This window comes from Chondrinema litorale (genome assembly GCF_026250525.1).
Classification (GTDB): domain Bacteria; phylum Bacteroidota; class Bacteroidia; order Cytophagales; family Flammeovirgaceae; genus Chondrinema; species Chondrinema litorale.
This window is the reverse complement of sequence record NZ_CP111060.1, coordinates 91,686-107,934: the sequence shown is the minus strand read 5'-3', so window position 1 is coordinate 107,934 and position 16,249 is coordinate 91,686. Positions and strand designations below refer to the sequence as shown.

At 30.9% G+C, this 16,249-nt stretch carries 14 protein-coding genes; 11 read left to right on the top strand and 3 right to left on the bottom strand.

Translation table 11 applies throughout. The features are described from left to right. Positions 1-356: 356 nt before the first annotated feature. From OQ292_RS37540 to OQ292_RS37510, 7 genes are all read left to right on the top strand, one after another. Entirely contained in the window at positions 357-3,995 is a 3,639-nt protein-coding gene (locus OQ292_RS37540) for a choice-of-anchor L domain-containing protein (RefSeq protein ID WP_284689285.1), read from the top strand. Between the two features lie 252 nt (positions 3,996-4,247). Continuing rightward, a complete protein-coding gene (locus tag OQ292_RS37535; protein ID WP_284689284.1) occupies positions 4,248-4,682 on the top strand; it encodes an immunoglobulin domain-containing protein in 435 nt (144 codons plus the stop codon). A gap of 221 nt (positions 4,683-4,903) precedes the next feature. Further along, on the top strand, positions 4,904-5,347 hold the full coding sequence (locus OQ292_RS37530) for a hypothetical protein (RefSeq protein WP_284689283.1): 444 nt from the start codon (positions 4,904-4,906) through the stop codon (positions 5,345-5,347). 40 nt (positions 5,348-5,387) lie between these two features. After that, positions 5,388-5,825, top strand: coding sequence for a hypothetical protein (locus tag OQ292_RS37525; RefSeq protein WP_284689282.1), 438 nt, complete (start codon positions 5,388-5,390; stop codon positions 5,823-5,825). A gap of 94 nt (positions 5,826-5,919) precedes the next feature. After that, positions 5,920-6,387, top strand: coding sequence for a hypothetical protein (locus OQ292_RS37520; RefSeq protein ID WP_284689281.1), 468 nt, complete (start codon positions 5,920-5,922; stop codon positions 6,385-6,387). 423 nt (positions 6,388-6,810) lie between these two features. Then, a complete protein-coding gene (locus tag OQ292_RS37515) occupies positions 6,811-7,314 on the top strand; it encodes a hypothetical protein (RefSeq protein WP_284689280.1) in 504 nt (167 codons plus the stop codon). Between the two features lie 164 nt (positions 7,315-7,478). Continuing rightward, on the top strand, positions 7,479-7,901 hold the full coding sequence (locus OQ292_RS37510; protein ID WP_284689279.1) for a hypothetical protein: 423 nt from the start codon (positions 7,479-7,481) through the stop codon (positions 7,899-7,901). Positions 7,902-8,272: 371 nt separating this feature from the next. Here the strand turns inward: OQ292_RS37510 and OQ292_RS37505 are convergent, their stop codons facing one another. Then, on the bottom strand, positions 8,273-9,787 hold the full coding sequence (locus tag OQ292_RS37505; protein WP_284689377.1) for an ATP-binding protein: 1,515 nt from the start codon (positions 9,785-9,787) through the stop codon (positions 8,273-8,275). A 108-nt stretch (positions 9,788-9,895) separates the two neighbouring features. Here OQ292_RS37505 and OQ292_RS37500 point away from each other — a divergent pair, with 108 nt between their 5' ends. From OQ292_RS37500 to istB, 4 genes are all read left to right on the top strand, one after another. Next, positions 9,896-10,585 carry a helix-turn-helix domain-containing protein gene (locus OQ292_RS37500; RefSeq protein ID WP_284688759.1) on the top strand — a complete coding sequence of 230 codons (690 nt, stop codon included), beginning with the start codon at positions 9,896-9,898 and terminating at the stop codon, positions 10,583-10,585. A 47-nt stretch (positions 10,586-10,632) separates the two neighbouring features. Further along, positions 10,633-11,013, top strand: coding sequence for a hypothetical protein (locus OQ292_RS37495; protein ID WP_284688758.1), 381 nt, complete (start codon positions 10,633-10,635; stop codon positions 11,011-11,013). A gap of 14 nt (positions 11,014-11,027) precedes the next feature. Then, positions 11,028-11,393, top strand: a complete 366-nt coding sequence (locus OQ292_RS37490; RefSeq protein ID WP_284686061.1) for a hypothetical protein — start codon at positions 11,028-11,030, stop codon at positions 11,391-11,393. 123 nt (positions 11,394-11,516) lie between these two features. Further along, entirely contained in the window at positions 11,517-12,251 is a 735-nt protein-coding gene (istB, locus tag OQ292_RS37485; RefSeq protein WP_284686512.1) for an IS21-like element helper ATPase IstB, read from the top strand. A 35-nt stretch (positions 12,252-12,286) separates the two neighbouring features. On the opposite strand, the gene OQ292_RS37480 is transcribed toward istB, so the two are convergent. Both OQ292_RS37480 and OQ292_RS37475 read right to left on the bottom strand, forming a co-directional pair. After that, positions 12,287-12,958: a 7TMR-DISMED2 domain-containing protein gene (locus OQ292_RS37480; RefSeq protein ID WP_284689278.1), complete on the bottom strand. Its 672-nt coding sequence runs from the start codon at positions 12,956-12,958 to the stop codon at positions 12,287-12,289. Positions 12,959-13,145: 187 nt separating this feature from the next. After that, positions 13,146-15,758 (bottom strand): PAS domain-containing protein, encoded by a 2,613-nt coding sequence (locus OQ292_RS37475; protein WP_284689277.1) that lies wholly within the window; start codon positions 15,756-15,758, stop codon positions 13,146-13,148. Between the last annotated feature and the right edge of the window lie 491 nt (positions 15,759-16,249).

Genomic DNA, 16,249 nt, shown 5'->3' with positions numbered 1-16,249 from the left:
GCAATTCCTCATTTAGGAAATGTATTCAATATGGGAATATATCCCAAATTGAGAATAATTAATACTTGAAGCACTGCTAAATTATTTTAATAAAGTTAGAATAAATTACATTGTTATGTTGCTTTTGTTTATGAGTATTATCGAATACACAATCCCATTTTTGATATTAAATTTAAAGTTTTCAGATGTAATACTTCCATTTTTAACTTGTAAGAATAGTGACATTTATTCAAAAAAAACAAGATATACATTAATCTCAATACATATTTTCACTATTTTCATTTCTGAAAAAAAGATTAATTTCATGTTTACAGTTTATTTGCTTTTTCATAATCAACAGACAAACAACATGGATTATGAAAACCATTAACAAGCTACTATCTCAAGTATTTATCACATTTACACTCTTTTTCATTGCAAATACCTCACTGTCCGCACAGACAGAGATATGGAGTGAAAATTTTTCAGGCCTAGCTAATTCTACTACTTCTGATAATGGTCATACTGCATGGAATACCTCAAATCCTCCACAAGATTATTTTTGGGGAGTTTGGAATAGCACTTTTTATGGAATTGGTCTTAGACAGCAAGCCATATGGGCTTCAGAGGAAATTGACATTTTATCTTATTCAGACATTGCGTTTTCAGTGAGTTTAAGTGAGACTGGTAACCTAGAAAACTCAGACTATATACAAGTTTCTTATATATTAGATGGTGGAAATGAAACAATTATAAGCAATATACGCAATGATTTTAATTATACAACTGCCTCTATTGCAGGATTAAATGGCAGTACCTTACAAATTATAATCAGAGCACTCAATAATTCAGATAGTGAAACTTACAACTTTGATAATATTGTAGTGACAGGTACGCTTCAAGCTGCTTGTCCTTCAGAAGTAACCACTTTCCCTTATCAAGAAGGTTTCGAGGATGGAACTGGAGGATGGCAACAAAGTAGAAACGATGATTTTAACTGGACATTGAATAGTGGAGGTACCATGACTAATGAAACTGGACCTAGTTCTGCTAGTGAAGGAAATTATTATTTATATACTGAGCAATCTTCTAATAATGATGTTACCTATTTAGAAAGCCCTTGTTTTAATTTATCTGACCTTTCTACTCCATATTTTTATTTTAATTATCACATGTATGGAGATCAAATGGGAGCACTTTCTTTAGAGGTCCAAACCATGCCAGGTAGTAATGATTGGACATCGATTTGGTCTGCAAGTGGCAATAAAAACAATGCTTGGTATTTGCAAAAGGTTGACTTATCTGCTTATGCTGGTGCTAGTATCAGGTTAAGATTTAAAAGTGTAGCTACTGGAGGAAGTAGAAGTGATATGGCCATAGATCACCTGGGAATTGCCAATCAAATCATCTCAGTAGATGCGAATGCTACCATAGAAGAATTTCAGCAAAATATTACTGGTACAGGAGTTACTATTGAGAATCTATCTATTACCTCTTGTGCCAACGAAGCTTATGGAACCTATACTACTACTTCAGGTTCTCAATTAAGATCAGATCACGGTATAATTATGTCAACTGGTAAAGCAGAAGATATTCAACAAATGAACCGCAGTAAATGGTGGAGCACCCAATTGAATACGCAAGGGAATGCAACACTAGATAATTATACAACTGCCTCTACTATGGATGTGTGTTATATAGAATTTGATGTGACACCATCAGGAGAAACACTTAGTTTTAATTACACATTTGCATCTGATGAGTATGTAGATTATGTAGGAAGTAGTTTTAATGATGTTTTTGCTTTTTTAATTAGTGGTCCAGGAATTAGTGGAGAGGAGAATATTGCTGTCATTCCTAATACCAATACTCCTGTTTCAATTAATAATGTGAACCATAATTCAAATAGTCAATATTTTGTAAACAATGCCTATTATGACGATCCTAACAATGGAGGAGGAACCATTCAAGACAGTAATGCTTTTGGTTCAATTGAATATGATGGTTTTACGGTTAATTTGGTCGCTGAGAAACAAGTACAAAGCTGCCAAACTTACCATATCAAATGGATGATTGGCGATGTAGGTGACCGATTTGTTGATTCTGGTGTATTGATAGAAGGATTATTCAGTACGAATATTTCATCAGTGGTTTCTACTTCTGAAATATATAATGCATGTTCAACAGATCCTGTTACCATCACTTATACTAGAGATGGCAATACTTCTAATGAACTTGCTTTTACACCTAGCTTTTCAGGCTCAATAACAAAAAATATTGAATATGATGTAATAGGTTTACAAAATGGATTAGTAAAGTTTGATGCTGGTTCAGCCAGCACTCAAATTACTTTACAAGCCAAAGACTCATATAACATTAATACTTTAGATAGTGTAATAATTGATCTTACTGGTTGTTCCGGAAATGTTTTAACTACAACAAAAGTACATTACAAACCCATACCTGTTTTTGCTAATGATGAGAATTATCTTTGTTATGGTGAAACTGCTAGTTTCGACCCAGGAGCATTTGTGGCTTATCAATGGAAAAATGAAGCAGGTGATATACTTTCTACTGAAAGAGTGTTTCAAACTGCCACTGAGGGTGTTTACTCATTATCTGTAACTAATGAATCAGGTTGTACAGATGTATCTGATCCGTTTACCATAGTTCAACTGGAAGAAATGCAGGTTTCTGCCTCTGCACAATGCCAGCCGATTGGCACCAATAAAACACAGGTTTATGTACAAGCTATTGGTGGTGGTGGAAATTACCAATACAAGCTTTCAAATATGCCTGAACATGCTTACTCAAATGATTCTATATTTCTAATTGATAATAACTCAACAGTTCAAATTGATGTAATATCTCAATATGGATGCAGTAAATCGATAATAGTAACTACCCCAACCTTTACTCCTGAGGAATTAGCTAATGCGGGTAAACAGGGGACATGCATTTTAAATGGGTTTAATGCCTTTTATCATATTCTAGATGAAGAAGGAAACATGATTGCCAGCATCAATGATTTAGGCAATAACTTAGGTGTAATTACTGCCGAAGTACGAATAGATGATGATGTTAAAAGTCATAATGGAGAACATTATATGCAACGTAATTATAAAATTACACCTCAGTTTAATGGACAAGCAGCTAAGGTGAGGTTATATTTTACCGAAAATGAACGAACTACTTTAAAAAGAAAAAGAAGTGGTAGTAATTATGATGTATTAATTAATGATGAAACTAGCTATCAAGTAGCAGAAACGAATTCTACAAATACTTCACAGGAGAATACCATGGAATATACCATTGCCAAATATGATGGAGATGCCCCAGGTACAGCTAATGAGACATTTTTAACGTCTCAAGCTCAATCGAATGGTTTTAAAACGGAAAGGCATTATGTGGAATTCACAGTACCAAGCTTTTCATCTATGTATTTACATGAGCAAAATGAATTACTACCTGTACAACTAATCAGCTTTAATGCTACCGTTAAAAACCAAAAAAATGCCCTTCTTTCTTGGCAAACTGCCTCAGAGACAAACAATAAGGGTTTTGAAATTCAACGAAGTGGGGATGGATACAACTTTGAATCAATTGGTTTTGTGAAAGGAAATCAAAATACACAAACAAATACTTCTTATTCATTTGTAGATGAGAACTTAAATGGATTATACTATTACAGACTCAAGCAAATCGATAAAGACAACTCCATATTCTATTCAAGAGTAGTAAAGGTTAGAATAGAAAGGCAAGATGAGTTATCTGTAATAGCCTTTCCTAATACACTTCAAGATCAATTACAGCTTTCAGTAAATAATGCTGTAGGTACAAAAATAAATATATCCATTATTAATGCCGAAGGAAAGATAGCAATGAAAAAGCAGCATGCAAGTGATGCTTTAAATACAAAATATACAATCGATGTAGCGAGCCTTCAATCAGGTATTTATTTTGTGAAAGTGTCTACAATCGATCAGTCATCAACTATTAAAGTTGTAAAAAATTAGGTTTGTTGATTATTTGTATTTGTAAAGGGAAAACAGTTGTCTCTTTGAGTAACTGTTTTTTGTTTTTCTTTTTAATTATTCAAATATAACTTGAAAGACACTCTATCTTGTTAAGGAAACTTTCAAATAGAAAATCTATAAAAGGACTGTTGCATAATAATCGGAGTTCTGCTTTGACTCCATTCTTATTCCTATTTTTAATAGACTGCCAAGTTTAATAACTAAAACGGCAATATCGTATACCATTTAGCCATGTCAAATTTAAGTATTTGTGTTTTTAAAAATTCTTTTGTCAGAATTGATTATTATTCTTCTGAACTCTTATTAGAAATCACTTGGTTACCATTGACTGAGCATATGACAAAAAAAGATTATCAGGAATGCTTTCTGGCTTATTTAGAAATAAGAAAAAATAATTTGGTCAATAAATTATTAATAGACGAAAGTCAATACTTTTATGTAACAGATTTTGATCTACAAAAATGGGCAATTAAATTACTAAATGAGGAAATTAAATATAAAGTCTCTTTTGTATGTATAATTTTAAATAAATACTTTATCCAGCAAATGCTTTTAAAGCTTTTAATTGAAGAAGTAACAAATGATGATATTGATATATTATTTTTCACTTCAAAAGCAGATGCAATTCAGTGTTTGTTAGATGATATTATGATAGCTACTAGATAAATATATTGCTTATTCTACAACCTTAAATATATAAAATTAATAGTACTTTATGCATCAAAAGACCTATAGATCGATTCATTGATTGTGTTCATTTGTACTTTACCAATATGTACTTGTTGTATTCTATTAACTTTTGTAAATAAATTTTAATTTATTTCTCCTATCAAATTCAGCTTTTACGATTTGAAGTTTTAGGAATAGATTTTAACCAATTACATACAATGACAACACGCACAATTTTATATTCTAGCCAGTTTCTAAAGATGAATTACTACCAATCTGATTCACTATTGGAAGTAGTTTGGCAACCTGCTACAAAACTGATGGCTCAAGCAGACTATCAGGAATGTTTTTATTCATATATTAACATTAGAAAAAAGTACAACATAGACAAAGTTTTACTTGATGAGCGTCAAATGTTATTCACTCCAAGTACTATGCTCATAAATTGGGCTAGTAGTACACTCAATACTAACTTACAGATAAAGCCTTCTCAAATTGCTATTGTAATGAACCATGAGTTTGTTCAACAACTTTTATTAAAGCTATTAATTGAAGAAGTTTCTAAAGATAGTTCAGACTATTTATTTTTCATTAATAGAGATGATGCCATACAATGGTTGGTAGAGGATATTATAATGGATGGCTATCAAGTCAGTACTTGATATAACATAGCATAAATAACACAGCTAATACTTATTCAACATGGAGAAAATCAAAGGTGCTAAACTATTATATGAAAGTTCTTTTTTAAGAATTGAACTATGTAATCAATATCATGTCTTAAGTGTTACTTGGCTTTCTGGTATTAGTAAAATTAATGACAGTCAGATTAGACAAGAGGTACAATGCTTAATTCAAAACATCAATCACTCAACTTTTAGTAAGATACTCATTGATGAAAGAAACTTCTCCTATTTACCTATAATGAATATTAACTTATGCTTTTACCAGATTTATAAAGATAGGTTATCACATTTGAACTTAGAGGTAGGTATTTTGAAGCATACAGATAGTTTTCATGCTTTTAATAGCTGCCAAACATTATGTAAAACAAAAACGCAATGTAATACTTTTCATTCTTTTGATACAAAAGAAGAAGCCATGAATTGGGTTGTTAATACACACTCACTTGTGGCCTAAAATATTTATATTCCAATATCTCTATAGGTATAATTAAAAAGCTGTTTTTAATTACTACAACTACGATCTTGTTATTATAATAAATATTCTAGATATGATGGCACTTAGTGAATTAGTAAATGCTAAACATTGCATTTCTCCTCAGCAAAAAGTAATTCAGGAGAAAAGCTTCACCTATTTACTTAATTATAATAATCATTCCTTGTCATTAGAGTGGAGAATAATTAATTATAAACCCTATTTGTATTTTAAATTTAAAGGTATATTAAGCACAGAAACCTCCATAGAAGGGATTCAGTTATGGACTGAAATAATAAAAAGACATTCAAATAAGATCAGTCAAATTTGGGATTGTTCTCAGATGGATGCTTATGAGTCTAAAGCAAGAAATCACTGGCAAAATGCATTAGTAGAAAATCATACTGAAATTGATGAAATTTTCCTTATTGCTAATTCTTCTATTGCTAAAATTTTTGGCCAAACAATAACAATAAACACGCCTATTAAAGTCAAAATAATAAGTAAAGAGTCTGATATAATCAAAAGAATTAAACTGAGCTAGATTTTTTTATCTATTTAAAATTCTTATTGAAATTAAAACTAGGTTGTCTTAATATTTGAATCGTTAAAGGGGCTGCATTACTAAGCAGCTCTTTTTTTATGCTTTAACCAGTAGTTCCATTTCGATTACTAATATCGCCTATTACAAAGTAGTAATAATATTATAGCCATTCCCTTATGTATTTAACAACAAACTAATATTATATTTTATCGATAATCATGGTATTAGTATTATTGCATGCAGTAGTTAAATATAACTATTCTAAGTTGATCAAAGGATTAAGCATGGTTTTAATTAAATAACTATTAATGCGGATTTATACTCCTCAATTTAATGATCAACACGTTGTTATATATATAAATTGATTAGTGTGTTCACATAACGCATATTAAAAATTAACTACTAGACCTTAACCTTTTTACTATGAAAAATATATATGAGAGCTCTTTTATGAAAATTGAATTCGATGAAAAAATAAAGCTTTTACAGGCTACCTGGTTAGAGAATACAAAAAATATCAGTGAGAGTCAATACAAATCTGAATTTCTTACCTATTTATTACTTGCGAATAAATGCCCTTACGAGAAAGTTTTAATTAATGAGAAACAATTCAAGTTTAGAATGGGGTTACACATCCAGCAATGGGCTAGTTCGATGGTTAATACTCGATTAATTATAAGTGCTAAAAACGCAAAAATGGCAGTCGTTTATAGTAGTTTAGCTATACAGAAAGTTACTGCAAAAAAAATGGTAAATGAGATGGAACTTCAGGATATCAAAACATTATATTTTGAGTCTAAAGAAGATGCACAGAGTTGGCTTTTAGAAGGAAGTATTATTCCTTCAAATAGAAAAGTACTTCTTTTTATGAATAATGAATTTACTGATTTCACAGATCAACTTGAGAAAAAAGTAGCTTCAGTTTAATGGAGTAAAGATTATAAAGGATATTTGCCTAAAATATAATTATTCTAATAAATTTTTATAACAATACTTTCTAATTGCAAATGAATTATAAATATACAAATATGTAAATATGCTAATAATGAGTTTCTGGGTTAGTATAGTAAACTATCACAACACAAGCAATTATGAATATTTTATACAAAAGCTCTTTTGTGAAAATCTGCTATTCTCCCTCATTAAATTTAATGGAAGTAGTATGGTCACCATATTCTAAAAACCTATTTCCTGCTCTATACCGTTCAGAGTTTCTTACTTTTTTTAAATATCAAAATATCTGTAAAGCCCAAAATATCTTAGTAGATGAAAGGATGTTTTATTATGAAATTGATGATGAACTTGAAGAATGGGTTAATAACACATTAAAAGATAGAGTGGTGTTTTTTGCAAAAAAAGTAGCTATTGTTGCTAATATAACCAATATGAGACAAGACTCGATAGATCAAAGAGTAGAGAAAGCTCAATTAATTAACACACAAATGTTGTTTTTTGAAAATAAAAATGCTGCTAAGGATTTTTTGATAGAAGAATATCATTTAGATGCTAAATAAAGAATAATACAGCTTTGTAAAAACATCAAATCAATAAAAAAGAAGTGTGATGGTAGCACCTCTAAACCTAATAGGTTATTTGTCTTCTTGCCTTGCAGTAAAATAGAGGGTGCACTTTACATAAAGGCTCATTATGGGTATGTTCTATTGTAGAAACCTGTAAGGCTATTGTAGTAGAATTGAAGCAAGTTAGTACTCTTTTCTATGCTAATAAAGATGAGGCAAAAAAGCAGTTATTGGATATCCAAAAAAATCGTTATTCAACTAATTATGCCACTTTAATATCCAATATGCTGTTGTATAAATAAAAATTACTTCTTTGTAATTATATAATTATTGAAGGTTTTCAATGATTGATAATAAATTTCATTCTAAAGTATCTCAGGGAGTTTAACTGTAAACCTTGTTCCTTTTTCAGGTTCACTTTTCACATCTATAGTAGCATTTGATCTGTTGGCTGCCTTTAGAGCTATAAAAAGCCCCAATCCATTTCCCTTTGATTTATCAGAGCCAACAAAAAACATATCGAATATTTTCGGAAGTATGTCTTTCTTAATACCATCTCCACTATCAATCACTGTAATAATTAATTCTTTACCATTTAGGGATTGAAAACATATTCTTATTGTAGGTTCATTATGATGGAATTTCAGTGAATTATCTATCATTGCTTTTAATATCAGTAAAACTAATTGTGTCTTTGACTTAAATGATAATCCTTCTTTAAAATGGTATTCAATGTATCCTTTTTGCTTGTTAAATATTTGATTTAAAGTATCAATGAGTGATTCAACTTTAATTTTTTCTATTTTCTCAGGGGAATTATTGATGATACTAATTGCTAATAATTTTTCAAGAATATCATCCATTTCATTTGTTACATGATCAAAGTAGTTCCAAATTTCATTATTCGGTGTTAATGTATTTAATCTAGCAAGTTGTAACAAGCCTTCTATTCTTGCAAATGGACCTCTTAAATCATGAGAAGTTCTGTATAAAAATAAATCTAATTCATGTTTAGCATTGACTAATTCTTCTGTTCTTGAAGCTACTTCTTCTTCAAGTTGTAAATTCATTTTCTGAATATGTTCCTTGATCAGTCTGAGTTTTTCTGATTTATCATAAATATCATCTCTTTGAGCGGCAATTTCTATATTTTGTGCTTCTAACTCTTTATTCTTTTCATTTACTTCATAGGTTCTTTGGGCTACCTTTATTTCTAAATCTTTATTTATATCTTCTTGTAGTTGTTTATTTTTTTTGAGTTGATAAATAAATTTTGCTTGTGCTTTCCTCTTCTTATCTTCAATAAGTTTTACTCTATATCCTAAGCCCACTGCAAAAACTAATAATTCGAATAAGGTGCCTCCCTGTCCAAAATTTGAAAAATTCTGTTTTCCTAGAAAATAAGATATTATTGAATAAACGGCAGTTGCTGCTAATGTTATATTACCAAACAAGGCAATTTTAAACAGCTTAGAATTCTTAGGTAATACTTTAAAGAGCCATAGTCCAAAAACGATCTGTAATAATAATACTACATCAGAAATGATTATTGGATAAAAAGTGTGGTAGAATATGGTTTGAATTATTATACCTAACAAGCAAGTAATTATACTAGTATACGCTGTCCATTTAACCATTTTATCCAATTTCTTAGCATGCAATCTAATATCAAGAAATTCCCTAAGAAACATAAAGTAAAAGAAAGGGCTCAATGGAAAAAAAATCCAGAAATATAGATTTAGATCAGGCAATTCTGGAAAAATATAATTGGATAAAAAGCCTACATTCCACAGAAAATATAGCGATATACTCAAAATGTATAAACCATAAAACAAGTAGGTTTTATCTTTATTTGCCAAGTAAATAAATAAACTCAACATTGCCATTGGAAAAACCGGAGAAATATTTACCACTAAATCTGGGGAAAAGTTTACCACCTGTTAAGCCATTAAATAGCTAAGGATAAATAACTTATATCCAAAAAGGCTATGGCTAATCATAGGACAGATATGGTAACTATAAAACAAATCATACGATTATATAAATCTGGAAAAAGTCAACGGAGTATAGAGCGGCAGCTCCATATATGCCGCCCTACAATAAAAAAATATATCCAAGCTTTTCAGGAAAGTGGTTTCAGTCCAGAAGAGCTGTTGTCTTTGTCAGAAAGTGATCTAGAAGACTTATTTGGTCGTGCCCGAAAGTCTATAACTAGAAAGAGTGTAGCTAATATTTCTGAGTTAGAAAAACTATTTCCTGATATGGAAAAAGAGCTCAGAAAGGTTGGTGTGAGTAAAAAGCTTTTATGGCAAGAATATAAGAATAAGTATCCAGAAGGTTTAGGTTATAGCCAATTCTGCTACCATTTTCAGCAGTGGCAGGAGAGACAGGATGTATCTATGCATATAGAGCATAAGGCTGGGGATAAAGTTTTTATTGATTTTTCTGGTAAAAAATTATGTGTAATCGATAAAGCAACTGGAGAAGAAAAGCCTATGGAAGTGTTCGTAGCTATACTTCCTGCAAGTCAACTTACCTATGTAGAAGCTGTTAGAACTCAAAAAAAAGAAGACTTTATAAAAGTAGTTGAAAATGCATTATGGTATTTTGGAGGTGTTCCTTCTGCTATACTAAGTGATAATCGCACGGCGACCGTCTTAAATCCGCTATTAAATTAGCAAGTCATTATGAGCCGGTAGTTAATGCTACTTTTCAAGATTTTGCTTTGCATTACCAAACGACTGTACTTGCCACTAGAGCAGCTAAACCCAAAGATAAAGCCTTAGTAGAAGGAGCTGTCAAATTAGTATACACACGCATTTTTGCACCTCTACGTCATCAGCAGTTTTTTTCTTTAAAACAACTCAACCAGGCAATCCATAATAAATTGATGGAGCATAACATGGCTAACTTTACTGGTAGAGATTATAGTAGATTATTACTATTCAATCAAATCGAAAAAAGCTTATTATCGGCTTTACCTCAGGAAAGATATGAGTTTAAACAGTTTAAGCAAGCTACTGTATATAAAAGCTCCCATATCTGGTTGGGAGAGGATAAACATTATCGGGCGCCGAGCGCTATAGTGTCCCTTATCGATTTTTAAAAAAGAAAGTGAAAGTGGCTTATTCATCTTCCAGAGTAGAGATTTTTTACAAACATACTCGTATAGCTTGTCATCAAAGAGATAGAAGAGCCTATCAATATACCACTCAAAAAGAACACATGCCTTCATCTCACAAGTTTATTGCCGAATGGAACCCCAATAAATTTATCGGGTGGGGCTTAGCGATTGGACCAGCCACTGGGGCTTATATCGAGAAGTTACTTCATTATAAACTTCATCCTGAACAAGGATATAAGGCGTGCATTGGTATATTAAAATATGCAGACAAAACCACTATAGGCAAAGAACGATTAGAAAATGCTTGTAAAAGAGCCGCGCCACGGTGGCTTTGTTTTATGAAAGCTATAGCTATCGTATAATCAGTAATATTCTTGAAAAAGGACTAGACAAAATAGATATGGAGCAAGAAACACACATCAATTTACCATCGCATGAAAATATACGTGGTAAAGATTATTATAAATAACTTATACTTTAAACTGATGAATACCTCTGTAATAAAAAATCGATTAAGTGAATTAAAATTCTTTGGTATGCAACATGCCTTTCAAGCTTATTTGCAAACAGGTCAAGATCAATTATCTGGAGTTGAACTCTTGGATCATCTACTTCAGCAAGAATGGGAGTTCCGGCAAAACCGGAATATATCTACGCGGATTAAACAAGCACGCTTCCGCTATCAGTCTACTGTGGAGCAAATCGACTGTACAGCACATAGGAACTTGTCTAAGGACTTATTACTAAGACTAGCTGACTGTTCTTTTATTGAAAAAAAGGAAAACATCTTGATTACTGGCCCTACTGGTGTTGGAAAAAGTTTTATTGCTTCCGCTTTAGGTCATCAGGCTTGTATGATGGGATATAAGGTATTGTATTTTAATGCTATTAAACTCTTCTCACAACTAAAAATGGCAAGAGCTGATGATACTTACTTAAAGGAATTAAAACGTATGGAAAAACACCAACTCTTAATATTGGATGACTTTGGATTACAAGTGCTAGATCATAATACCTGTTTAGCTTTACTAGAAATTATTGAAGATAGACATGGTAAAACTTCTACAATTATAACTTCCCAAATGCCGGTAGAAAAATGGTATGATCTGTTAGGAGAAAAAACTATCGCAGATGCTATATTAGATAGATTAGTTCATGCTTCTCATCGAATAAAATTAGAGGGAGAATCCATGAGAAAAGTAAAAAACTCTACCAACTAAAATAAATACAATTTATATTTAAGTAATTGATGGAATTAACAGGCATTTACTTTTCTAAAAAATACTGGTAAACTTTTCCCCGGATTGAGTGGTAAACTATTACCGGAATATACAGCCATAATAAATAGCATACCTTGAAATAAACTATCTTTAATAAAAAGTGATTTATCTTGAGTATACCATGTTTTAGGCTTTACCAATCTGATATTTAGACTAGGCTTAAAACCTGTGATATTTTCTACTTTGTAATAAAATAATTTTTCTTGATTAGGTAGCAATGTAATTTCAAATATAGCTTCTTTTCGACTTCCTCTTACATCTTTCAAAGAAGCTTGCTCAAGCTCACCACTAAACTTTTCTTTAAAACCTATTTCTCCGCTTTCTTCATAAAGAGTAACATAGTTATTCCCATCTAGTATTAAAAAAAGGTTAATAGCTGTAGCTCCATTATTATTTATAAGTATTCTACCCCAGTAAATACTATTAGCTCTCTTTGAAGCATTAATTTTATTGTAAGGCTCAAAATTATCTTTAAATTTTCGAGAAGCTATTTCTGCTATTTGCTTGTTTTTTGAAGTATCATGATACAATAAGATATATGATTCCAAAGATGGAAAATCATGCATATCTTTATTAATAAAAACTCTATCTTGCGCCAATAAAAATTTGGAGAAAATGAGTAATAAGAATGTAAAAAGTAACCTCATACATCAATTGACATATTGAACAATGTGAGTTATTTTACAACAAGCCGATTTTTAATACAATTGCAATTATAGCCAAAAACATCTTTTTAAATCCATTTAGCAAAGAATATTTTGTAATACATATTCTTTCAAAATAATAATAAACACTTGTCTTTTCAAAATTATTTTATAACTGTGTTGCACATTGTTAAATATTTTTAATTTTAGCAAGATCAACCGCTAATTTGATCACACTTTTAGGTTTGCCTAAACTATCTTTAATAAGAGAGTAACTCCCATGTAAACAAACTAACTCTCCGTTTTTATTAATTCTTTTTTGCTCTCCCATTTGAGGCTTTCCTTCTCGTAATGATTCCCAGAATTCTTGGTATGCAGGAGTAGACTTATAATCTTCTTTAACAAACATACTATGATGTTTGCCTTGTATCTCTTTTAAAGAATATCCCATTAGTTTTAAAAAGCTTGAGTTTGCTGTAATGATATTTCCAAACAAATCAAACTCTACAGATGCAATACCACTTTCATTTATTGCATTCATTCTGCTGCTCATCTCCAAGGCTTGTTGTTGTATATCTTCTTGAATAGCCTCTAATTCTTCCATACTTTGTCGAAGCTCTTCTTCTTGTGTTCGAGACTCTTCTAATAATTCTGATACTTGCATTTCTTTCTTTTTTTCTTGGCTAATATCAGTGGCTAATTTTACTACTTTTGTTACGTTACCTTCTGTGTCAATAATTGGAGTATAGATGGCATTTAACCATACTATATTGCCATGTGCATTAATTCTTTGAAATATTTGAGATATAGCTTGTCCAGCAGCTAATTTTTCCCAAAATAATTGATACTCTGAAGAGTTTATCATGTCTTTAGGCATGAATATTTGGTGATGTTTACCTTTAATATCATCAAGTGAATACTTCATTACTTGAAGGAAGTTTTCATTGGCAGTAATAATATCTCCTAAAGGTGAAAACTCTATAACAGCCATGACTTTATCAATTCCTTGATAGATGCTTTTGGTTTCTGATGAGATTTTTTGACTATTAGTAACATCCGTAGCAAACTTAACTACTTTAATTACATGATGTTCTTCATCAAGTATCGGTGCATAAATCGCATTCAGCCATACAGTTTGCTTATTAGCATTGATTCTCTTAAATACTTTAGAAACAGCCTCTCCATTGGCTAGTTTTTTCCAAAAAGCCTCGTATTTAGGTGTATTGACAATTTCTTCAGGAACAAATATTTGATGATGTTTGCCTTTAATATCTTCTAAAGAGCACTTCATTACTTTTAAAAAGTTAGTATTAGCTGAGTGAATGATACCATTAGGAGTAAATTCAATGGTACACATTACTTCATCTATACCTCTAATGACACTGGCAGATTCTGCAGCATTTTTTGCAATCTCTTTATTTTTTAAGGCTAATGCTTCTTGAGTAGCTTGCATTTCCTCAATATTTTGTCTCAGCTCTTCCTCTTGTGCGGTTAATTGTTCATTCTTTTCTTTAGATGCAAATAAAAGGTTGTTTACCTCTTTTGTCCTTTCTTCAATTTTTAATTCTAATTTATTTTGCAAGGATTGCATATCTTTCAGCGCTTGAATATCAATTAAAGATCCAGCAATTCTTATGGGATTTCCTTCAGGATCTCTTAATGTATTACCGATAGCCCTAAACCATCTGTAACTACCATTTTTAAGCTTTAATTGGTATTCTACATCATATGGAGTATTGCCAGTAGTATCATTTAAATGTTCTGCAAAAGCATTAAGAGTATTTGCTTTATCATGAGGGTGTAATAAATCAGACCATGAATGCAGTACATTAGGAAAATCTGTTTCATTTGTATATCCTAACATTTGTCTGAATCGATCTGTCCAAAAGAAAGGTGTATGGTCATTGATATCCATGTTAGAAGGAACTACCATATCCCATAAACCTTCTTTAGTAGTTTGAGTAATAAGGTTAAATTTTTCTAATATATTACTACTTTCTTGTTGTTTTCTTACTAATTCTTCCTGAGTGGCAGATAACTCCTCCATATTCTGTCTGAGTTCTTCTTCTTGAGCCTTTAAAGATTCTGATTGTTGTTGGCTTTCTTCTAATAACAGTTTTGTTTGCTGAGTAACTTTGATATTAGATATGGTTGAGGCTATGGATTCGCCCAATTTTTCTAAAAATTCAATTTCGAAAGGATTGAATTTTTTAAAAGATGCAAGTTCAATAATACCTTCTACTTCTTGATTGACTTTTAAAGGGACAATGATCACAGAATTAGGAGATGCTTCACCTAATCCTGAAGTAATGCGAATATAATCTTCTGGAACATCATGCAGCAAAAGTGTTTCTTTTTCTAAGTATATTTGTCCAATCAGTCCTTCTCCAAATTGAAATGCTTTATCAATATATTTTTTTCGGTCATAGGCATAGCAAGCTACTTGTTCAATGATTTGCTTATTTTTTTTAACTACATAAATAGCACCTTGATTTGCATTGATATATTTAATTAGGTTGCTGATAGTTTGATAACATGCTTCCTGAAGATCATTTCCATTTTTTCTTAATATTTCATTAAATAAAGCTAAGCCATCACTAGTCCATTTTCTTTGAAGATCTTCTTTATTTAAATGAACTAATTTATTTCTCATACTGATCAAAGAGCCAGAAAGAGAGTCTGAAGTTATTTCATTTTCATCAATATTGGGATATTTAACATCTAATACTCCTTCTTCAATTTTTTTGACAAAAAAAGTGGCTGAGTTTATTTCAGTTTTTAATTGTTCTAAATTTTCTTGCACTTCATTTAGGTGGCTTTGAGAGATCAGATATTGCGATAGTTTAAACATATTATTAGCGAGTATTAGAGTTAATAAATATTATTTTGCAACGACCCATCATACGAATAGACATACATGTTGAACTAAATAAAGTTTAATACTCGCTGTATTATATTAAGAATGGAGAATTAATTGTATTATTTAAGGAAATTTCTTTGCTAAATTGTTCTATGATAATAATTGAAAATTAAATCTTGGTTCTAGATTAGAAATCATAAGTAAAGAACACTTAGGATACCAAAGAAGAGATTGATCTAACTTTGAGCCTAATAATCTATAGCGACTAAAATTGCAAGAGCATGTTATAAAGTAATTACTCCTTGATTATTAGTCTTTTGTCGGATACATGTATATAATGAATTAGTCAAAAAAGTAATAACTATATCTGCAGTGGAATATGCTATTATACAATGATTTGTCCTATAAAAAGCAATTGAAGGAAAACGATATTA